The sequence below is a fragment of the Aquabacterium commune genome, assembly GCF_004362855.1.
Taxonomy (GTDB): domain Bacteria; phylum Pseudomonadota; class Gammaproteobacteria; order Burkholderiales; family Burkholderiaceae_C; genus Aquabacterium; species Aquabacterium commune.
Map to the genome: position 1 here is coordinate 115,324 of NZ_SNXW01000003.1, position 20,103 is coordinate 135,426.

At 67.5% G+C, this 20,103-nt stretch carries 15 protein-coding genes; 8 read left to right on the forward strand and 7 right to left on the reverse strand.

The window, feature by feature from the left end; all coding sequences use genetic code 11:
* Window positions 1-52 precede the first annotated feature (52 nt).
* Window positions 53-949, forward strand: coding sequence for a UDP-2,3-diacylglucosamine diphosphatase (locus EV672_RS06780; protein ID WP_133607601.1), 897 nt, complete (start codon window positions 53-55; stop codon window positions 947-949).
* Window positions 950-1,069: 120 nt separating this feature from the next.
* Complete coding sequence (locus tag EV672_RS06785; protein WP_133607602.1) at window positions 1,070-1,384, forward strand: DUF2322 family protein; 315 nt, start codon at window positions 1,070-1,072, stop codon at window positions 1,382-1,384.
* 31 nt (window positions 1,385-1,415) lie between these two features.
* Here the strand turns inward: EV672_RS06785 and EV672_RS06790 are convergent, their stop codons facing one another.
* Window positions 1,416-2,336: a LysR substrate-binding domain-containing protein gene (locus tag EV672_RS06790; RefSeq protein WP_133607604.1), complete on the reverse strand. Its 921-nt coding sequence runs from the start codon at window positions 2,334-2,336 to the stop codon at window positions 1,416-1,418.
* Between the two features lie 88 nt (window positions 2,337-2,424).
* Here EV672_RS06790 and EV672_RS06795 point away from each other — a divergent pair, with 88 nt between their 5' ends.
* The 3 genes from EV672_RS06795 (at window position 2,425) to EV672_RS06805 (ending at window position 6,828) form a co-directional block, all read left to right on the forward strand.
* Window positions 2,425-3,597 carry an acyl-CoA dehydrogenase family protein gene (locus EV672_RS06795; protein WP_133607605.1) on the forward strand — a complete coding sequence of 391 codons (1,173 nt, stop codon included), beginning with the start codon at window positions 2,425-2,427 and terminating at the stop codon, window positions 3,595-3,597.
* 12 nt (window positions 3,598-3,609) lie between these two features.
* Window positions 3,610-5,226, forward strand: coding sequence for an acyl CoA:acetate/3-ketoacid CoA transferase (locus EV672_RS06800; RefSeq protein ID WP_133607606.1), 1,617 nt, complete (start codon window positions 3,610-3,612; stop codon window positions 5,224-5,226).
* A 132-nt stretch (window positions 5,227-5,358) separates the two neighbouring features.
* Window positions 5,359-6,828: a DUF945 family protein gene (locus EV672_RS06805; RefSeq protein WP_133607608.1), complete on the forward strand. Its 1,470-nt coding sequence runs from the start codon at window positions 5,359-5,361 to the stop codon at window positions 6,826-6,828.
* A gap of 84 nt (window positions 6,829-6,912) precedes the next feature.
* Here EV672_RS06805 and purL read toward each other — a convergent pair whose 3' ends face one another.
* A complete protein-coding gene (gene purL / locus EV672_RS06810) occupies window positions 6,913-10,959 on the reverse strand; it encodes a phosphoribosylformylglycinamidine synthase (RefSeq protein ID WP_133607609.1) in 4,047 nt (1,348 codons plus the stop codon).
* A 168-nt stretch (window positions 10,960-11,127) separates the two neighbouring features.
* Between purL and map the strand changes: the two genes are divergently transcribed.
* A complete protein-coding gene (gene map, locus EV672_RS06815) occupies window positions 11,128-11,973 on the forward strand; it encodes a type I methionyl aminopeptidase (RefSeq protein ID WP_133607611.1) in 846 nt (281 codons plus the stop codon).
* Window positions 11,973-14,567: a [protein-PII] uridylyltransferase gene (locus EV672_RS06820; RefSeq protein ID WP_133607612.1), complete on the forward strand. Its 2,595-nt coding sequence runs from the start codon at window positions 11,973-11,975 to the stop codon at window positions 14,565-14,567. Before map ends, EV672_RS06820 begins: the two co-directional genes overlap by 1 nt.
* A gap of 19 nt (window positions 14,568-14,586) precedes the next feature.
* Here the strand turns inward: EV672_RS06820 and EV672_RS06825 are convergent, their stop codons facing one another.
* A complete protein-coding gene (locus tag EV672_RS06825; RefSeq protein ID WP_133607614.1) occupies window positions 14,587-14,790 on the reverse strand; it encodes a YdcH family protein in 204 nt (67 codons plus the stop codon).
* A 119-nt stretch (window positions 14,791-14,909) separates the two neighbouring features.
* Here EV672_RS06825 and EV672_RS06830 point away from each other — a divergent pair, with 119 nt between their 5' ends.
* On the forward strand, window positions 14,910-15,677 hold the full coding sequence (locus EV672_RS06830; protein ID WP_133607616.1) for a PP2C family protein-serine/threonine phosphatase: 768 nt from the start codon (window positions 14,910-14,912) through the stop codon (window positions 15,675-15,677).
* Window positions 15,678-15,702: 25 nt separating this feature from the next.
* On the opposite strand, the gene zapE is transcribed toward EV672_RS06830, so the two are convergent.
* From zapE to odhB, 4 genes are all read right to left on the reverse strand, one after another.
* Window positions 15,703-16,815 (reverse strand): cell division protein ZapE, encoded by a 1,113-nt coding sequence (gene zapE / locus EV672_RS06835; protein ID WP_133607618.1) that lies wholly within the window; start codon window positions 16,813-16,815, stop codon window positions 15,703-15,705.
* An 88-nt stretch (window positions 16,816-16,903) separates the two neighbouring features.
* A complete protein-coding gene (lpdA, locus tag EV672_RS06840) occupies window positions 16,904-18,343 on the reverse strand; it encodes a dihydrolipoyl dehydrogenase (protein ID WP_133607620.1) in 1,440 nt (479 codons plus the stop codon).
* A 24-nt stretch (window positions 18,344-18,367) separates the two neighbouring features.
* Window positions 18,368-18,694: a PspC domain-containing protein gene (locus EV672_RS06845; RefSeq protein WP_133607621.1), complete on the reverse strand. Its 327-nt coding sequence runs from the start codon at window positions 18,692-18,694 to the stop codon at window positions 18,368-18,370.
* A gap of 78 nt (window positions 18,695-18,772) precedes the next feature.
* On the reverse strand, window positions 18,773-20,041 hold the full coding sequence (odhB, locus tag EV672_RS06850; protein ID WP_133607623.1) for a 2-oxoglutarate dehydrogenase complex dihydrolipoyllysine-residue succinyltransferase: 1,269 nt from the start codon (window positions 20,039-20,041) through the stop codon (window positions 18,773-18,775).
* Window positions 20,042-20,103: the final 62 nt, after the last annotated feature.

The following is a 20,103-nucleotide window of genomic DNA, read 5'->3' on the forward strand; positions in this document are numbered from 1 at the left end:
ACCGTCACCCCACCGTCGCGCCGTTGTCACGCGCACTGGCGACCATCGGCGCATGCGGAACTGGATCAACGCCCCACTGCTCAAGGCCTTGACCTCGCCCGCCGGCTTCACCGCCGGCCTGGGGCGCGAACCAGGCCCTTCCAACGCCGACGACCGCGAGGGCCAGTTCAAGGTTCGCACGGCCTGGATTTCCGACGTCCACCTGGGCACGCCGGGCTGCCAGGCCGATGCCTTGCTGGATTTCCTCAAGCGCGTCGAGTGCGACACCCTCTACCTCGTGGGCGACATCATCGACGGCTGGCAGCTGCGCCGCAGCTGGTACTGGCCTCAGGCCCACAACGACGTCGTCCAGAAGCTGCTGCGCAAGGCACGCAAGGGCACACGCGTCATCTTCATCCCGGGCAACCACGATGAGTTCGGCCGCAAGTTCCTCGACCACTCCTTCGGTGGCATCGAGGTGGCCGAGGAATGGATCCACACCACCGCCGACGGCAAGCGCCTGTGGGTCACCCACGGCGACCTCTACGACGGCGTCATCCAGTGCGCGCGCTGGCTGGCCCTGCTGGGCGACTCGCTCTACGAGTTCACGCTCAAGCTCAACCGCCACCTGAATTCTTTCCGCGCCCGCGCCGGCCTGCCGTATTGGTCGCTCTCGAAGTACCTCAAGCTCAAGGTCAAGCGCGCTGTGAGCTACATGGGCGATTTCGAGTCCGCCCTGGCCCGCGAGGCCCGCAAGCGCGGCGTCGATGGCCTGGTCTGCGGCCACATCCACCACGCCGAGATGCGCATGGTGGAAGACATCCTGTACTGCAACGACGGCGATTGGGTGGAGAGCCTGACGGCACTGGTCGAGCACGCCGACGGCCGCCTGGCCATCGTGGACTGGGGCCAGGTCATGGCCGGCCAGGACATGCCTTTCGATGCGCCGTTGGACGTGCAGCCGGTCTGAGCGGTTGGGCACGTGGGTGCAGCGTCTGAGGCAGCACCTGAGCCAGCATCTGAGGCATCGGGCAGGCCAAGCGCCTGGGGCACAATGCGGCCCCTGCAACCCACCTCTGGAGCCCGCCGCATGGCCTTCGCCGACAACCTCAAAGCCCTGCCCGCTGTGGCCCACCTGGCCGCGCTCGAACTGAGCGACGCCACCGGCCAGATCACGGCCCGCATCGAGAACAAACCGGGCCAGGCGGGCTCGCTGGCGGTTTACGCCGCCCTGGCCGCCAAGCACGGCAGCATCAACCCGGCCGCCGCTGCCGAAGGCCTGGCGATCTACGCCGAGCACACGGCCGACGCCCGAGCCAACCCCGGCAAGCACCCCAACATCGACCGCCTGATCGGCATCACCACGCCGGCGCAGACGCTCAGCGTCCGCCTGATCGCGGCCTGATCACGCCCCTTCCCAAGGCTTCAGGCCGGCGTCAGACCGGCTGAAGCAAGGCAAAGGGCCCCTCGGCCAGCTGCTCCTGCAGGTAGCGCACGGCCACGCGCACCTTGGCCGACTGGCTCAGGCGCACCGTGCTGACGGCCCAGATGTCGGCCGGCTGTGACCAGGTCGGCATCAGCGTGCACAAGCGCCCGGCCTGCAGGTCGGCCTCGACGTCCCAGCGCGCCGTCAGCAGGATGCCGTGGCCGTCCATGGCCCAGCCCCGCACGATTTCCGAGTTGTTCGACGACAGCCGCCCGGTCACCTTGACCTTCTCCGGGCCCGCCGGGCCACTGAGCGTCCACACGCCAAAGGGCTGGTAGCGGTCGCGCAGCACCAGGCACTCGTGGCGGCCGAGCTCGGCCACCGTCGCGGGTGTGCCTGCATGCGCCAGGTAGGCCGGCGCGGCGCACAGCACGCGCGGGCTGGCCGCGATCGGGTGGGCCACCAGGTGGGGCTCGTGGACCTCGCCGATGCGCACGTCCAGATCGATGTTCTCGTCGAGCAAATCCACCCGCCGGTCCACCACGTCCAGGGTGATGTCCAGGCCGGGATGGCGCTGAGCCAGCAGCGACAGGATGGGCCCGATGTGCTTGCGCCCCAGGCGGAAGCTGGTCGTCACGCGCAGGGCACCGCGCGGCTCGGCGCGGCCGTCGGTGACGGTGTCGGCCATGTCGTCCACGCCCTGGAAGATCCGCTGCGCCGAGGCATAGACCCGCTCGCCCTCGGCCGTGATGGTGACGCGCCGCGCCGTGCGGTGGAACAGCGTCACGCCCAGCGCGCCCTCCAGCACCGCGATGCGCTTGCTGACGTAGGCCGGTGACATGCCCAGCTCGGCCGCCGTGGCCACGAAACTGGCTTTGCGGGCGGCCATGCAGAACACCTGGAGGTCGTCGAGCTGGAATTTGAGCTTCATGATCCGTGAATCATAAGACCACAGACAGGCCGTTGATCTCCGTTTCGTTCATCCGTAAATTGCCGGCATTCCCTCTGGAGACATGCCCATGGCCATCGCCCTGAACGACGAACAGAAGATGATGATCGAGACCGTGCGTCGCTTCATCCAGACCGAGCTGCAGCCGCTGGAGGAGCGCATCGAGACGGATGGCCAGCTCGACACCGACACGGCCCGCACCGTCTTCGCCAAATCCAGCGCCCTCGGCCTCTACGCCCTGAACATGCCCGCCGAGCACGGCGGCGGCGGCCTCAGCGCGGTGGACCGCATCCTTTGCGAGGAGCAGTTCGGCCACACCAGCGACATCCTCATCCGCCGCGCCTTTGGCAACGTCTACGAGCCGCTGCTGGAGTGCCACGGCGATCAAATCGAGCGCTGGCTGCGGCCCACGGTGCGGGGCGAGCGCACCTGCTCCATCGCCATCACCGAACCCGGCGCGGGCTCGGACGCCCAGGGCATCCGCACCACGGCACGCAGGACCGACAGCGGCTGGGTGCTCAACGGCGGCAAGCACTTCATCAGCGATGGCCTGTGGAGCGACTTCTTCCTGGTCTCCGCCAAAACGGGTGAGCAAGCCGGCAGCAAAGAGATCTCGATGTTCCTGGTGGACAAGGCCCTGCCCGGCCTGACCGTGGGCAAGGACCAGGCCATGATGGGCCTGCGCGGCACGCCCCACGTCGAGCTGTTCTTCGACAACGTGGTGCTGGAGCCCATCGCCCTGCTCGGCCAGGCAGGACAGGGTTTCAAGCTGGCCATGGGCGCGCTCAACGTGGTGCGCCTGGCCCAGGTGGGCGCTCGCGCGGTGGGCAAGGCCTGCCATGTGCTGGAGTTGATGACGGCTTACGCGGCCGAGCGCAAGCAGTTCGGCCAACCCATCGGTGACTTCCAGATGGTGCAGCAGATGCTGGCCGACAGCGTCATCGACATCAACGCGGCGCGCCTGATGGTGCTGCACGCGGCCGAGATGATCGACGCCGGCCAGGACGCTCGCGACTGGATCGCCATGGTCAAGGTGCACGCCTCGGAGATGCTGGGCCGCGTGGTGGACCGCGCCGTGCAGGTCTTCGGGGGCATGGGCTTTTGCAAGGAGCTGCCCATCGAGCGCTACTACCGGGATGCGCGCATCTACCGCATCTTCGACGGCACCTCGGAGATCCACCGCACGGTGATCGCGCGCAGCGTGCTCAAGCGCGGCGCGGCCCTGTTCGACGTGAACCGCTGAGAGGGGCTGGCGATGGCAAACGCGACGAAGCCCTCGGCGGCCTCCAAGTTCATGTCGGCCGACGAAGCCGCGGCGCTGATCCGCAATGGCGACACCGTGGCCCTGATGGGCGGCGGTGGCGGCCTGATGGAAGCCACCTGCCTGTTCCAGGCCGTGGAGCGCCGCTTCCTGGCCACGCAGGCGCCGCGTGACCTGACCGTGGTGCACGCGCTGGGCATCGGCGACAAGGGCTACCGCGGCATGAACTGCTTCGCCCACGAGGGCCTGGTGCGCAAGGTGGTGGGCGGGCACTGGGTGTGGTCGCCGCGCATGCAGCAGCTGGCCCGCGAGGAAAAAATCGCGGCTTACATCCTGCCCGGTGGGGTGTCCTCGCAGCTGCTGCGCGAGATCGGCGGCGCCCGCCCCGGCCTGATCACGCACGTGGGCCTGGGCACGGTCTGCGACCCGCGCCACGGCGGCGGGCGCATGAACGCCAGCGCCACCGAAGACCTCGCCGAGGTCATCACGCTCGATGGCCGCGAGTACCTGCGCTACAAGCCCTACCCTGTGCATGTGGCCCTGGTGCGGGCGTCGGCCGCCGACGAGGACGGCAACATCAGCTTCGAGCACGAGGCCGCCAACCTCGACGCCACGGCCATCGCCCTGGCGGCGCGCAGCAGCGGTGGCCAGGTCATCGTGCAGGTGAAAGAGCGCCTGCCGCGCGGCGCGCTGAAAGCCCGCGAGGTGCGCCTCCCTGCGGCCTGGGTCAGCGCCATCGTGGTGGACCCGACGCAAAGCACCAGCTACGACATCCCCTTCGACGCCAGCCTGTCGGGCGAGCTGACCGGGTCGGATCGCCTGGCCATCGATGCGCAGGAAGCCTGTGCCACCACGGAGGAGCCCATCAACGCGCCGTTCGGCGAGCGCCAGGCCGTGGCCCGCCGCGCCGCCTGCGAGCTGTTCAAGGGCGCGGTGGTGAACTACGGCGTGGGCGTGCCCGACGCGGTGGCCAAGCTGGTGGTGCGCCGCGACGAGCTGGGCCTCATCCACCAGACCATCGAGCACGGCACCTATGGCGGCAGCCTGCTCGACGGCGTGCTGTTCGGCTACGCCCGCAACGCCACGGCCATGCTGGACGCGCCCACCCAGTTCGACTTCTACGCCGGCGGCGGCCTGGACATCGCCTTCCTCGGCTTCGGCGAATTCGACGCCCAGGGCAACGTCAACGTCTCTCGCCTGGGTGGGCTGACGGTGGGCCCGGGAGGCTTCATCGACATCGCCCAGAACGCGCGCAAGGTGGTGTTTTGCGGCACCTTCGCGGCCAAGGGCGTGCAGTTGCACACGGGCGATGGCGAGTTGCGCGTGGCCCGGCAAGGCAGCGTGCGCAAGCTGGTGCAGGCCGTCGAGCAGATCACCTTCAGCGGCCCGCAGGCGCTGGTGCGCGGCCAGCAGGCGCTGTATTTGACCGAGCGAGCGAACTTCCGCCTGACGCCCGAAGGCGTGGAGCTGTTCGAGATCGCCCCGGGCGTGGACCTGCAGCGCGACGTGCTCGACCAGATGGGCTTTGCGCCCCGGCTGGCGCCTGACATCCGCGTGATGCCGCGCTCGCACTTCCTGCGCGAAGACGACAGGTTCGGTGCTTTGTCCTGACGCAAACCGGGCGGAAATGCACGGAGTCCGTGCATTTGCATCGCTCTGCCCGAGTCTGACCCTTTGGCCGATTGATTCCCGGGCGTGCGGGCCCTAGCCTTGCCGCCGGATCCATTGTTTCGGAGTGTGAAGATGTCAGCGGCCGTCAAATACAGCGCCATCGCGCTGGGAGTCATCGCCATCGCCGGGGTCGGCGCCTTGCCTTGGTACAGCTCACGTGCCATGGACCAGCGCCTGGCTGAGATGGCCCAGCAATCCTCACCGCACGAGGACGTCATGCTGCGCAACCTGCAGCACCAGGCGGGCTACCTCACGTCCAAGGGCAGCGTCGATGTCGTGCTGCGCGACCGTTGCCAAACTGGCGGCCAGGGCGGCGGTGAGTCTGCCGACACCACCTTCCACGTCACCTACGAGGCCCAGCACTTCCCCACACCGAGCGCGGCCAACCGCTTCGGCTGGCGCCTGCAGCCCACCGGCGACACCGCCCCCGTGTTCAAGAAGCTGTTCGGCAGCGACACGGCCCTCAGCGGCCAGGGCCAGGTCAGTTGGTCGGGCCTGGTGAGCTCTGATTTGAAGCTGCCCGCCATGGCCTATGCCGCTTCCGGTGGCCGCTTCGAGGCCGACCCCTCGCAAGGCCGCATCGCCATGGGCGGCAAGGCCCTGCAGTTCGACTGGCAGCTGGAGCGCGCCGTGCTGCGCGGTGCCAGCCACGCCATGGAGCTCAAGCAACTCGGCGTCAACCTGAACCTCAGCAACCGCCAGAAGGGCATCGGCGAAGTCGCCTTGCGCATGGGCGCCTTCAGCACGCCGGAAGCATCGGCCGAGGGCTATGTGCTGAAGTCGGTGACGAGCGAGCGCGGCGACAGGCTGGACTCGGTCGTGTCGCAGACGCTGACGCGCGCGCAGTTCGGCGACCAGGAGGTCAAAGACATGGTGCTGGAGGCCTCGTTCAAGGGCCTGCACGCACAGAGCGTGGAAACGCTGACCACGGTGATGGGCTCTTCGTGTGGCCTGGAGACGCTGACCCGCGACGAATCGGCCAAGGTGCGCCAGGCCGTGCAGACGCTGCTGGCCTCCGGCATGAGCGGCGGCATCACCAAGCTCAGCGGCAAGGGCAAGCAAGGCGCCATCGACGGCAAGTTCACGCTGGAGCTGGCCGCCGTGGGCGCAGGCCAGGCCATCAGCTTCGCGCGGCAACTCAGCGCCTCGGGTGAGTTGAACGTGCAGGGCGAGTTGCTGCCCCCGATGCCCCGCCAGATGGCCATCAACAGCGGCTTCGTGCGCGAAGTGGCCAACGGCCTCCAGTCCAGCGCCGTCTTCGAGAAGGGCCTGTTCAAGGTGAACGGCAAGACCATCGACGCCACCGGCGTGCAGAACGCCCTGGCCGCGATGGACGTGGCCGTGATGGCCTACATCAACGACGAGCGCCCGCAGCGCGTGGCCCAAGAAGAGGAAGCCACGGCGCCTTTCGAGATGCCCGAAGCCGAAGCGGTGGCCGAGGCACCCGCCGAAGCCCCGGCCGCAGACGCGCCCTTGTCGCCCGCCATGCCGATGCCCTCACCGGCCCAGGCCATCGCCCCGGCGCAGGCACCGCAGAGGTGATCGCGCTGCGGCTGCAGCCCATCGTGTTCGTGTCATGGAAAAGCCCCGCATGCGGGGCTTTTTGCTTTGTGCCTCAGCCGCTGATCAGCCCACCCACTTGCGCGCGTTGCGGAACATGCGCAGCCAGGGGCTGGCGTCGCCCGCGTTGCCGCTGGTCCAGCTCATCTGGACGTTGCGGAAGACGCGCTCGGGGTGCGGCATCATGGCCGTGAAGCGGCCGTCGGCCGTGGTCACGCCGGTCAGGCCATCCGGTGAGCCGTTCGGGTTGAGCGGATAGACCTCGGTGGGCGCGCCGGTGTGATCGACAAAGCGGACGGCGCGGTGCACCTTGGCGGCATCGCCGCGCTGCGAGAAGTTGGCAAAGCCCTCCCCGTGCGACACGGCGATCGGCATGCGGCTGCCGGCCATCCCCTGGAAGAAGATGGAGGGGCTGTCCAGCACCTCGACCTGGCTCAGGCGCGCCTCGAAGCGCGTGCTCTGGTTGGTGGTGAACTTCGGCCAGTCCTGCGCGCCCGGGATGATGGGGCTCAGCGCGGCCAGCATCTGGCAGCCGTTGCACACGCCCAGGCCAAAGGTGTCCTGGCGCTGCATGAAGGCGGCGAACTGCTCGGCCAGTTGCGGGTTGAACAGGATGGAGCGCGCCCAGCCCTCGCCGGCACCCAGGGTGTCGCCGTAGGAGAAGCCACCGCAGGCCACGAAGCCCTGGAACTGGTCCAGGCGGGCGCGGCCGGCGATCAGGTCGCTCATGTGCACGTCGAAGGTGTCGAAGCCGCCCAGGTGCATGGCGTAGGCCATTTCCACGTGCGAGTTCACGCCCTGCTCGCGCAGGATGGCGACCTTGGGACGCGTCTTGCCGATGAAGGGCGCGGCCACGTCTTCCAACGGGTCGAAGCCCAGCTGCACATGCAGGCCTGTGTTCTCGGGCACGCCGATGGTGGCGTGTTCGCTGTCGGCGCAGGCCGGGTTGTCGCGCAGCTGGGCGATGCGCCAGCTGACCTCGTCCCAGGTCTGGTGCAGCTGTTGCAGCGGGGCCTTGAAGATGTCCTTGGCGTCGCGCCACACCTGCATTTCGCCACGGTTGTTGGGCTTGCCGATGACGTGGCTGTGCTTGCTCAGGCCGTGCTCGCGCAGGGTCTGCATGACGGCGTCGCGCTCGGTGGTGCGCACCTGCAGCACCACGCCCAGCTCTTCGTTGAACAAGGCCTTGAGCGTCAGCTCGTTGCGGCGCTCCCCCACCTGGCCGGCCCAGTTCTTCGAGTCGCCGGTGTCGGCGCGGCTGTCGCTGATGCCATCGCCTTCGGTGACCAGCATGTCCACGTTCAGGCTCACGCCGGTGTGGCCGGCAAAGGCCATCTCGCACACCGTGGCCCACAGGCCGCCGTCGCCGCGGTCGTGGTAGGCCAGCAGCTTGCCTTGGGCGCGCAGGGCGTTCACGGCCTCGACCGTGGCCTTGAGCATGGCGGGGTTGTCCACGTCCGGCACTTCATTGCCGAACTGGTTCAGCACCTGGGCCAGCATGGAGCCGGCCATGCGGCGCTGGCCTTCGCCCAGGTCGATCAGGATCAGGCTGGTGTCCAGCGGCTGGCCGTGCTCGGTGGTGACGAGCTGCGGCGTCAGCGTGGGGCGCACATCGGCGATGGACGCAAAGGCCGTCACGATCAGGGACACGGGTGCCGTGACTTGCTTCGTGGTGCCGTTGTCTTGCCCACCTTCTTTCCATTTCGTGCGCATGGACAGCGAGTCCTTGCCCACGGGGATCGACACGCCGAGCGCCGGGCACAGTTCCATGCCCACGGCGCGCACCGTGTCGTACAGGGCGGCGTCTTCACCGGCTTCGCCGCACGCGGCCATCCAGTTGGCCGACAGCTTCACACGGGAGAGCTCAATCGGAGCTGCCAGCAAGTTGGTGATGGCCTCACCCACGGCCATGCGGCCCGAGGCGGGCGCGTTGACCGAAGCCAGCGGCGTGCGCTCACCCATGGCCATGGCTTCGCCGGCGAAGCCTTGGAAGTCGGCCAGGGTCACGGCCACGTCGGCCACGGGCACCTGCCAGGGGCCGACCATCTGGTCGCGGCTGTTCAAGCCACCCACGGTGCGGTCGCCGATGGTGATGAGGAAGCGCTTGCTGGCCACGGTCGGGTGACGCAGCACGTCGAAGGCGACCTTGTCCAGGGCCACGCCGGTCAAATCCAGCTGGCCGCCGTCCCAGGCCACGCGCTTGACGTCGCGGTGCATCTTGGGCGGCTTGCCCAGCAGCACGTCCATGGGCATATCGACAGGCTTGTCGGCCTCGGGCTGCGTCGTGTCTTCCAGCACCAGGGCCAGGGCCTCGGTGGCCACGCCGATGACGCCGAAGGGGCAGCGCTCGCGCTCGGCCATGGCGGTGAAGATGGGCAGGCTCTCAGGCGCGATGGCCAGGACGTAGCGCTCCTGGCTCTCGTTGCACCAGATTTCCTTCGGCGCCATGCCCGACTCTTCCAGCGGCACCTGGCTCAGGTCGAAGCGCGCACCCTTGCCCGCGCCGTCCACCAGCTCGGGGAAGGCGTTGGAGATGCCGCCCGCGCCCACGTCGTGGATGGCCAGGATGGGGTTGTTCGCGCCCAGGCCCCAGCAGTGGTTGATGACCTCTTGCGCGCGGCGCTCGATTTCAGGGTTGCCGCGCTGCACCGAGTCAAAATCCAGTGCCGCGGAATTGGTGCCCGCCGCCATCGACGACGCCGCAGCGCCCGCCATGCCGATGCGCATGCCCGGGCCGCCCAGCTGGATCAGCAGCGTGCCGGCGTCGAACACGACCTTCTTGGTCTGCTCGGCGCTGATGGTGCCGATGCCCCCGGCGATCATGATGGGCTTGTGGTAGCCACGGCGGATGGCGCCGGCGCCCTCGCCCACCGTCTGCTCGAACACGCGGAAGTAGCCGCCCAGGTTGGCGCGGCCGAATTCGTTGTTGAACGCGGCGCCGCCCAGCGGGCCCTCGACCATGATCTGCAGCGGGCTGGCGATGTGCTCAGGCTTGCCAACGGGGTCTTGCTCCCACGGCTCGTTCGTGCCGGGCAAGTGCAGGTTGGACACCGAAAAGCCCGTCAGGCCCGATTTGGGGCGCGAGCCCCGGCCGGTGGCGCCTTCGTCGCGGATCTCGCCACCCGCGCCGGTCGAGGCGCCGGGGAACGGCGAAATCGCGGTCGGGTGGTTGTGCGTTTCCACCTTCATCAGCACATGGGCCAGCTCGTCGCGGGCCTGGTACTGCGGGGCGTTGGTGTAGCCGGCGGGCATCCATCGCTCGATGGCGTGGCCTTCCATCACGGAGGCGTTGTCGCTGTAAGCCACCACCGTGTGCTGGGGGTTGAGCTTCTCGGTGTTGCGGATCATGCCGAACATCGAGAGGTCTTGCGCCTGGCCGTCGATGGTGAATTGCGCATTGAAGATCTTGTGGCGGCAGTGCTCGGAGTTGGCCTGCGCGAACATGGTCAGCTCGACGTCGGTCGGGTTGCGCTTCAAGCCCGTGAAGGCGTTGACCAGGTACTCGATTTCGTCGTCCGACAAGGCCAGACCGAAGGTGACATTGGCCTCGTCCAGTGCTTTGCGGCCCTGGCCCAGCACATCGACGTGGGCCATCGGGGCGCCCTGCTTCTCGTCGAACAGGTGACGTGCGTCTTCGCGGCTGGGCAGCACGCTTTCGGTCATGCGGTCGTGCAACAAGGCGGCGATGGCCTGGCGGTCCTGCTCGGCCAGGGGCTTGGCGCCACCGCCGAAGCTGCCCATCAAGGCGCCCATGACACCGGCCTTGACCGCGATGCGGTACTCGGTGACGCGCTCGACGCGGCGGATGGCCAAACCACAGTTGTGGGCGATGTCGGTGGCCTTGGAGGCCCAGGGCGAGACCGTGCCCAGGCGGGGCGCCACCACGATCAGCTCCCCCTCGCTGGTGCCGTCACAGGCGTCGCCATAAGTCAGCAGGGCCGCCAGCTTGTCCAGCTCGCCAGGCGGCAGGGCCTGGTCCAGCGCCACCCAGTGGACGAAACGGGCGTGCACGCCGCTGATCCGGGGGTTGATGGCCTGCAGTTGGGGCAACAGGGCTTGGACTTGGTGGGGGGCCAGGGCGTTGCCGCCCTCGAAGTGCATCAGGGTGGACATCGCGGGGGGGGTGCCGGTTGTGGAGCGTGCGGTCACGGCGGAGGGGCGGGAGCCTGCGTCGGAAAAACAGGGATTTTACCGGGGCTTGTCACCGAAACGACAAACTCGGGGCCAATGGCATGCCCACAAGCGCGTCAGGTGGCGCATGAATTACGGATAATCCCCTGCATGAGCTTCACCATCAAATCCGGCGCCGAGATCGACGCCATGCGCGTCGCCTGCCGCCTGGCGTCCGAAGTGCTGGACTACCTCGAGCCCCTGATCCAGCCCGGCATCACCACCAAAGAGATCGACCGCCTGGCGCACGACTACATGGTCAACGTGCAGGGCACCGTGTCGGCCACGCTGAACTACCAGCCGCCGGGCCACGTGCCCTACCCCGCCTCGCTGTGCACCTCGGTCAACGAGGTGGTCTGCCACGGTGTGCCCAACGAGGTGCCGTTGAAGTCGGGCGACATCGTCAACATCGACGTCACCGTCATCAAAGATGGCTGGTACGGCGACAACAGCCGCATGTACCTGATCGGCAAACCCTCGATCGCAGCGGCCCGCCTGTGCCAGGTCACGTACGAATCGATGTGGAAGGGCATCGTCAAGGTCAAGCCGGGCGCGCGCCTGGGCGACATCGGCCATGCCATCCAGACCTTCGCCGAAAGCGCGGGCTTCTCGGTGGTGCGCGAGTACTGCGGCCACGGCATCGGTCAGAAGTTCCACGAAGACCCGCAGATCCTGCACTACGGCCGTCCTGGCACGGGCCTGGAGTTGGTGCCAGGCATGATCTTCACCATCGAGCCCATGATCAACTTGGGCAAGCGCGACATCAAGGAAGGCCGCAAGGGCGGCGTTCCCTACGACGGCTGGACCATCGTCACCAAGGACCGCTCGCTGTCGGCCCAATGGGAGCACACCGTGCTGGTCACCGAGACCGGCTACGAGGTGCTGACCCTGTCGGCAGGCAGCCCCGCGACGCCCGGCTTCGTCACCGCCGTCGCCACCCCCGCCACCCCCGCCTGATGGCCGTGGACGTCGGCACCCTGCGTGCGCAGTTCCGCGCAGACAAGGCCGCCCTGGTCGCGCAGTTCCAGCACAGCCGCCCGAGCACCTCGTCGGCCACGCGCTTGCTGACGCACCTGGCGCGGCTGGTGGACCGCACCCTGCACACCCTGTGGGACGCCCACGCCATGCCCCGCGGCGCCGCCCTGGTGGCGGTCGGCGGCTATGGCCGCGGTGAGCTCTTCCCCTCCTCTGACATCGACGTGCTGCTGCTCATGCCGCTGTCGCCCTCGGTGGCGGGCGACGAGAGCCTGGCGCCGGCACTGGAAAGCTTCATCAGCGCCTGCTGGGACATCGGCCTGGAGATCGGCTCCAGCGTGCGCACCGTCGCGGAGTGCAGCGAAGAGGCCATGCGCGACGTCACGGTGCAGACCTCGCTGCTGGAGTCGCGCTTCCTGTGCGGCTCGCGCGCCCGTTTCGAGGAGCTGGAGCGCGCCACCCGAGAGCACCTCGACGTGCCGGCCTTCGTCACCGCGAAGATGCTGGAAATGCGCCAGCGCCACACCAAGCACGAGGACACGCCCTACGCCCTGGAGCCGAACTGCAAGGAAAGCCCTGGCGGCCTGCGCGACCTGCAGGTGGTGATCTGGCTGGCACGCGCCGCCAAGCTGGGCCGCAGCTGGCACGAGCTGGCCCGCAATGGCCTCATCACCGCCTTCGAAGCCCGCCAGCTGCAGCGCAACGAGGGCACGCTCAAGCTCATCCGCGCCCGCCTGCACCAGATCGCCGGCCGCCGCGAAGACCGCCTGGTGTTCGACCTGCAGACCGCCGTGGCCGAAAGCTTCGGCTACACGAACACGCCGGCCCTGCGCGCCTCCGAGGTGCTGATGCGGCGCTACTACTGGGCCGCCAAGGCGGTGACCCAGCTCAACCAGATCCTCATCCTCAACATCGAAGAACGCGTGCAGGGCAGCACCGACGCGCCCATGCGCCCCATCGACGCGCGCTTCTTCGACCGCGGCGGCTACCTCGAAGTCGCCAGCGACGACCTCTACCAGCGCGACCCGCACGCCATCCTGGCCACCTTCCTGACGCTGCAGGAACAAGACGGTGCGCTCAAGGGCCTGTCAGCCCGCACCCTGCGCGCGCTCTACAACGCCCGCGACCTGATGGACGGCGCCTTCCGCCGCGACCCGGTCAACCGGGCCACCTTCATGTCCATCCTGCAGCAGCCGGCCGGCCAGACCCGCGTGATGCGCCTGCTCAACCAGACCTCGGTGCTGGGCCGCTACCTCTGGGTGTTCCGCCGCATCGTCGGGCAGATGCAGCACGACCTCTTCCACGTCTATACCGTGGACCAGCACATCCTGATGGTGGTGCGCAATGTGCGGCGTTTCTTCATCCCGGAGCACGCCCACGAATACCCCTTCTGCACGCAGCTGGCCGCGCAGTTCGACAAGCCCTGGCTGCTCTACATCGCCGCCCTCTTCCACGACGTGGCCAAGGGTCGCGGCGGCGACCACTCCGACCTGGGCAAGGTCGAGGTGCGGCGCTTCTGCAAAGACCACGGCATCGACAGCGATGACACCAAGCTCGCCGAGTTCCTGGTGGGCGAGCACCTGACCATGTCGCGCGTGGCGCAGAAGGAAGACCTGTCCGACCCGGACGTCATCCAGGCCTTCGCCAAGCGCGTCGGCAACGAGCGCACGCTGACCGCGCTTTACCTGCTGACCGTGGCCGACATCCGCGGCACCAGCCCCAAGGTCTGGAACGCCTGGAAGGGCAAGCTGCTCGAAGACCTGTACCGGCTCACGCTGCGGGCCCTGGGCGGCGCCCGCCCGCACATGGACGCCGAAATCGAATCGCGCAAGCAGCAGGCCCGCCAGAGCCTGGCGCTCTACTACATGCCGCCGAACATCGAGGTGCCGCTGTGGAAGACGCTGGACATCAGCTACTTCGCGCGCCACGATGCGCCAGACATCGCCTGGCACACCCGCATGCTGTGGCGCCATGTGGAAACCGACAAGCCCGTGGTGGCCGCGCGCCTGTCGCCCGTGGGCGAAGGCCTGCAGGTGCTGGTGTACGCGCCCGACCGCCCGGACGTGTTCGCGCGCATTTGCGGCTACTTCGACCGCGCCAGTTTCACCATCCAGGACGCCCGCATCCACACCTCGGTGACCGGCTATGCGCTGGACACCTTCCAGATCCTGGCCTCCGACCCGCTGCGCTTCGAAGGTGTGCACTACCGCGACATGATCGCCCTGGTCGAGAACCAGCTGGCCGAAGCCGTGTCCTCTGACAAACCGCTGCACGAGCCCGCCAAGGGGCGGCAGTCGCGCCGCGTGCGCTCTTTCCCGATCGCGCCGCGCGTCAGCCTGCGCCCCGACGAGCGCGCCCAGCGCTGGCTGCTGACGGTGTCGGCCTCGGACCGCTCCGGCCTGCTCTACGTGATCGCGCGCACCCTGGCCCGCCATGGCGTCAACGTGCAACTGGCCAAGGTCAGCACCCTGGGCGAACGTGTGGAAGACACCTTCCTGGTGACGGGCGATGCCCTGCGCCAGGACAAGCAGCAGCTCACCATCGAGACGGAATTGCTGGACGTGCTGGCGGCCTGAAGCCCGTCCAGAGCCGCGCTCAAGCGGGCTCTTTGGGGTCCAGCAGGAGTTCCAGCGTGGCGATCTGGTCGCGCAGGGCCAGGCGGCGCTTCTTGAGACGGCGCACGGCCAGCTCGTCCAGGGGGCTTTGCTCGGCAGCGCGGTCGATCAGGCTGTCAAGGTCTGCGTGCTCCATCCGCAGTTCGATCAGGCGGCGGTGCGGGGAATGCAGGTTTTCTGTCATCGGGGACGCCTGGGGCCCATGTCATGGTGGTTCTGGAGCGTGAGCCAAGGGGCAAACCCCGGCAGTTCATCTGCTTGCGCGTGGTCAGAACCGGGCTCCGAGGGATTATAGTTTTCTCCATGATCGCAGCACCCTCCCGTTTCCGTCTGGTGGCAGCCACGGGCCTCCACCGCGGAGACCGACCGTACCAGCAGGACCAGGTCGAAGTCATCCCGCACCCCCGCGTGCCGGGTTGCCTGCTGGGCGTGGTGGCCGATGGCATGGGGGGCAAAAGCGGAGGTCGCAAAGCCGCCGACCAGGTCGTGATGACCGCCCGCCAGGTCTTCGACCGCTACATCCCCTCGCAGGAAAGCTCGGAGCAGGCGCTGCGCCAGACGGTGCACGAGGCGCACCTGATGATCAAGCTGACGGCGCTGGCCTTCGAGGAAGAGCCCCACAGCACCGTGGGCGCTTTCATCGTCAACCCCGACCTCTCGGCCTGCCTGGCCCATGCAGGCGACACCCGCATTTACCACTTCCACGGGCCCGAAATGGTCTATCGCACCGAAGACCATTCCTTCGTGCAGCGCCTGGTCAACGAGGGCCAGATCACCGAGGAAGAGGCCAACGTCCACCCGCAGTCCAACCTGCTGACGGGCTGCCTGGGCACCCAGACCGACCCACCGCTGGCCATCAAGCGCATCACGCGCATGGAAATCGGTGACACGCTGATGGCCTGCTCCGACGGCCTGTGGCACTACTTCACGCCCAAGGAGCTGGGCGCCATCGTCCACACCCTGCCCCCGCGTGAAGCGGCGGAAATGCTGGTGGGCAAGGCGCGCTACCGGGCGCGCCAGGGCGGTGACAACCTCTCGCTGGCGCTGGTGCGGGTGGAAGCCCTGGGCTGACGGACCGGGCCAGCGCTGGCCGTCCTCAGGTGATCGACGTGTCCACGATGCGCCGCTCTTCGCCCAGGTACTCCTTGGACTGCATCTCGTTGAGGCGCGAGACCGTGCGCGGGAATTCGTGCGACATCGGGCCCTCCACGTACAACTGCTCTGGAGGCACCGCCGCAGAGATCACCAGCTTGCAGCGGCGGTCGTAGAGCACGTCCACCAGCCAGGTGAAACGCCGCGCCTCGGAGGCCAGGCGCACCGGCATCTCCGGCACGTCGCTGAGCAAGATGGTGTGGAAGCGCGAAGCCAGTTCCAGATAGTCGTTCTGCGAACGCGGTCCGCCGCACAGCGTGTGGAAGTCGAACCAGACCACCCCCCCAGCGCGGCGCTTGGCCTTGAGCACGCGGTGCTCGATGTTCAGGCTCGGGTCTTCGTCGGCCTGCTCCGCCAGGTTGCTGAAGATGGCGTCCATCTCGCGGGTGGTGTCGTCGTTGAGCGGCGACAGGTACAGGCGCGCCAGCTCCAGCGTGCGGCGGCGGTAGTCGTTGCCCGCATCGACGTTGATGACCTCCAGCTGGCCCTTCAGCAGCTCGATGGCCGGCAGGATGCGGTCGCGGTGCAAGCCATTGGGGTAGAGCCCGTCCGGGTGGAAGTTCGAGGTCGTGACGATGCTCATGCGGTTGCGGAACATGGCGTCCAGCAGGCGGTGCAGGATCATTGCGTCGGTCACATCGGCCACGTGGAACTCATCGAAGCAGATCAGGCGGTGCTTGCGCGACATCTTCTTCGCCAGCACGTCCAGCGGGTCCTGCACGCCCTTGAGCTCGTGCAACTGGCGGTGCACTTCGCGCATGAACTCGTGGAAGTGCAGGCGCGTTTTGCGCTCCAGCGGGACGGCGTTGTAGAAGCAGTCCATGATGAAGCTCTTGCCCCGCCCCACGCCGCCGTACATGTACACGCCCTTGGGCAGGTCCGGGTAGCGCAGCATCTTGGTCAGCGCGTTGCTGCGTTTGGCCTTGTAGTTGGCCCACTCGTCCTGGCAGCGTTGCAGGGCCGCGATGCCCTTGCGCTGTGCGTCATCGGCCTTGTAGCCGCGCTCGGCCAGGCTCTGTTCGTAGAGGTCGGTGACGGATTGTGTGTAGGCGGGCATGGTGAAGCGGCTTTGAACCAGGGTGTCGGCGGCCAAAAAGCAAAGGGGCAGCCCAGGCCGCCCCTTCTCACTTTAGCGGAGGAAGACTTCAGAAGTTCAGCGTGCGCTTGTCGATGGCCAGCGCGGCTTCCTTGGTGGCTTCGCTCAGGCTGGGGTGCGCGTGGCAGATGCGGGCGATGTCTTCGGCGCTGGCCTTGAAGGCCATGGCCACCACCGCTTCCGAAATCAACTCGCTGGCGTACGGACCGATGATGTGGACGCCCAGGATCTCGTCGGTGTTGGCATCGGCCAGGAACTTGACGAAGCCGTTGGTGTCACCCAGCGCACGGGCGCGGCCGTTCGCAATGAAGGGGAAGGAACCGGCCTTGTAGGACCGGCCCTCCGCTTTCAGCGCCTGTTCGGTTTTGCCGACCCAGGCGATCTCCGGGCTGGTGTAGATCACCCAGGGGATGATGTCGAAGTCCACGTGGCCATGCTGACCGGCGATCCGCTCGGCCACCGCCACACCCTCTTCTTCTGCCTTGTGCGCCAGCATCGGGCCGCGGACCACATCACCCACCGCCCACACATGGGGCAGGTTGGTCTGGCAGTCGGCGTTCACCACGATGGCGCCACGTTCGTCCAGCTGCAAGCCCACGCCTTCGGCATTCAGGCCGATGGTGTTGGGAACGCGGCCGATGGAGACGATCAGCTTGTCGCACTCCAGGATTTGTTCTGCGCCAGCAGCGTCGGTGTATGCCACGCTGACGCCGGTCGCCTTGCCCTTCTTGGTCGTCTTGATCTCGCCGATCTTCACGCCCAGCTGCAGCTTCAGGCCTTGCTTGGTGAACAGCTTCTGGGCTTCCTTGGCGACCTGCTCGTCCACGCCACCGAGGAAGGTCGGCATGGCTTCGAGCACGGTGACATCGGCACCCAGGCGGCGCCAGACCGAGCCCATCTCCAGGCCGATGACGCCCGAGCCGATCACGCCCAGCTTCTTCGGCGCTTCGCCCAGCGCCAATGCGCCGTCGTTGGACAGGATGAGCTTTTCGTCGAAGGGCACACCGGCCAGCTGGCGGGCGTTCGAACCCGTGGCGATGACCACGTGCTTGGCAGTCAGGGTGTCGGGCTTGTCGCCAGTCACGGCCACTTCGTACTGGCCATCGACCGCCTTGGCGAAAGAGCCTCGGCCATGGAAGAAGCTGACCTTGTTCTTCTTGAACAGGTAAAGGATGCCGTCGTTGTTCTGCTTCACGACGGTGTCCTTGCGGGCGACCATCTTGGCCACGTCGATGGACAGGTTGTCCATCGAGATGCCGTGGTCAGCGAAGTGGTGGGCCGCGTGCTCGTAGTGCTCTGATGACTGCAGCAGCGCCTTGGATGGGATGCAACCCACGTTGGTGCAGGTGCCGCCGGGGGCTGCGCCGCCCTTGGCGTTCTTCCACTCGTCGATGCAGGCGACCTTGAAGCCCAGCTGGGCCGCGCGGATGGCCGCGATGTAGCCGCCGGGGCCGGCGCCGATGACGATGACGTCGAATTGATGGGACATGGTTGTGTGTCTTTCAGGCCGTGGTCACTCTTCGGGCACGAAGATCCACAGCAGGATGTAGAAGATGAGGCCCGTGCCCCACAGCAGGAACAGCAAGGTGAAGGCCAGGCGCACCAGCCAGGACTCGACGCCCAGCATGCGCGCCAGGCCGCCGCACACGCCACCCAGCCAGCGGTCGTCGCGCACGCGGCGCAGCGCCGTGTCGGGCAGCGAGGGCGGTGTCGCGGCAACAGGCACCGTGGGCTCAAAGCCATCCACCAGGCGCGCCTTGAGCTTGAGGAACTCCTCGTGCGTGATCACGCCGCGCTCTTGCAGCGTGCTCAGCTTGTCGAGTTCATCGGCGATGGACATGGCTTGGGGAAGATCCTTGTGGGGCGGGAATGCAAGTCCGAGCGGTCCCTCGTGAGGACCGCCCGGCCGCAAAACTCATCAGATGTCGAACAGCAGGCGGGCCGGATCTTCCAGCGCTTCCTTCATGGCCACCAGGCCCAGCACGGCTTCGCGGCCGTCGATGATGCGGTGGTCATAGGACATCGCCAGGTAGTTGATCGGGCGCACCACCACTTGACCGTTTTCCACCACGGCGCGGTCCTTCGTGGCGTGCACGCCCAGGATGGCCGACTGCGGCGGGTTGATGATCGGCGTGGACAGCATCGAACCGAAGGTGCCGCCGTTGGAGATGGAGAAGGTGCCGCCGGTCAGGTCGTCCAGACCCAGCTTGCCGTCACGGGCCTTGGCACCGAATTCAGCGATCTTCTTCTCGATTTCAGCGAAGGTCATCTGGTCCGCATTGCGCAGCACCGGCACCACCAGGCCACGGGGCGAGCCCACGGCCACGCCGATGTCGAAGTAGCCGTGGTAGACCACGTCGTTGCCATCGACCGAAGCGTTGATCACCGGGTACTTCTTCAGGGCATGCACTGCCGCCTTGACGAAGAAGCTCATGAAGCCCAGCTTGACGCCGTGTTCCTTCTCGAACTTTTCCTGGAACTTCTTGCGCATCTCCATCACCGGGGCCATGTTCACTTCGTTGAACGTGGTCAGGATGGCGTTGGTGGCTTGCGACTGCAGCAGGCGCTCGGCCACACGGGCACGCAGGCGGCTCATCGGCACGCGCTGCTCAGGACGTTCGCCCAGGGTGTTCGGACCGGTGGGGATGCTCACGGCCGGCAGGGCCTTGGTGGGCACACCGGTCGGGATCGCGGCAGCCGCAGGCGCTGCGGCAGGCTTGGCGCCACCGGCCACGGCGGCCAGCACGTCGCCCTTGGTCACGCGGCCGTCCTTGCCGGAACCCGCGACTTGCGCCGTGCTCAGGCCGTTGTCGGCCAGCAGCTTGGCGGCGGCGGGCATGGCCACATCGCCCTTGTTGCCACCGGTGGCGGCAGGTGCGGCAGCCGCAGGGGCCGAAGCAACGGCGGCCACTGGCTTGATTTCCAGCGGGCTGACCGCAGCAGAGCCTTCGGTGTCGATGCGGGCGATGACCTCGTCGCTGGCGACGGTGTCGCCGTCGTTGCGGACGAGTTGTGCGATCACGCCAGCGGCCGGTGCGGGCACTTCCAGCACGACCTTGTCGGTCTCGATTTCAATGATGATTTCGTCCGCAGCGACAGCTTCGCCGGGGCGCTTCTTCCATTGCAGCAGCGTGGCTTCGGCCACGGATTCAGAAAGTTGGGGAACCTTGACGTCAACGATTGCCATGATGTGTATCTCCTGCGGCAGCCGCCTTGCTCGCCACCGTCCGGACCGTCAGGCTGAGCCTG

Excerpts from the sequence above, each read along its gene's own strand:
- purL (WP_133607609.1), bottom strand. The coding sequence starts at position 10,959 with ATGTCCACCCTGATGCACTTCGAGGGCGGCAACGCCCTGGCCCCCCAC.
- EV672_RS06780 (WP_133607601.1), top strand. The coding sequence starts at position 53 with ATGCGGAACTGGATCAACGCCCCACTGCTCAAGGCCTTGACCTCGCCC.
- EV672_RS06785 (WP_133607602.1), top strand. The coding sequence starts at position 1,070 with ATGGCCTTCGCCGACAACCTCAAAGCCCTGCCCGCTGTGGCCCACCTG.
- zapE (WP_133607618.1), bottom strand. The coding sequence starts at position 16,815 with ATGCCCGCCTACACACAATCCGTCACCGACCTCTACGAACAGAGCCTG.
- EV672_RS06805 (WP_133607608.1), top strand. The coding sequence starts at position 5,359 with ATGTCAGCGGCCGTCAAATACAGCGCCATCGCGCTGGGAGTCATCGCC.
- EV672_RS06825 (WP_133607614.1), bottom strand. The coding sequence starts at position 14,790 with ATGACAGAAAACCTGCATTCCCCGCACCGCCGCCTGATCGAACTGCGG.
- EV672_RS06795 (WP_133607605.1), top strand. The coding sequence starts at position 2,425 with ATGGCCATCGCCCTGAACGACGAACAGAAGATGATGATCGAGACCGTG.
- lpdA (WP_133607620.1), bottom strand. The coding sequence starts at position 18,343 with ATGTCCCATCAATTCGACGTCATCGTCATCGGCGCCGGCCCCGGCGGC.
- odhB (WP_133607623.1), bottom strand. The coding sequence starts at position 20,041 with ATGGCAATCGTTGACGTCAAGGTTCCCCAACTTTCTGAATCCGTGGCC.
- map (WP_133607611.1), top strand. The coding sequence starts at position 11,128 with ATGAGCTTCACCATCAAATCCGGCGCCGAGATCGACGCCATGCGCGTC.
- EV672_RS06790 (WP_133607604.1), bottom strand. The coding sequence starts at position 2,336 with ATGAAGCTCAAATTCCAGCTCGACGACCTCCAGGTGTTCTGCATGGCC.
- EV672_RS06845 (WP_133607621.1), bottom strand. The coding sequence starts at position 18,694 with ATGTCCATCGCCGATGAACTCGACAAGCTGAGCACGCTGCAAGAGCGC.
- EV672_RS06830 (WP_133607616.1), top strand. The coding sequence starts at position 14,910 with ATGATCGCAGCACCCTCCCGTTTCCGTCTGGTGGCAGCCACGGGCCTC.
- EV672_RS06820 (WP_133607612.1), top strand. The coding sequence starts at position 11,973 with ATGGCCGTGGACGTCGGCACCCTGCGTGCGCAGTTCCGCGCAGACAAG.
- EV672_RS06800 (WP_133607606.1), top strand. The coding sequence starts at position 3,610 with ATGGCAAACGCGACGAAGCCCTCGGCGGCCTCCAAGTTCATGTCGGCC.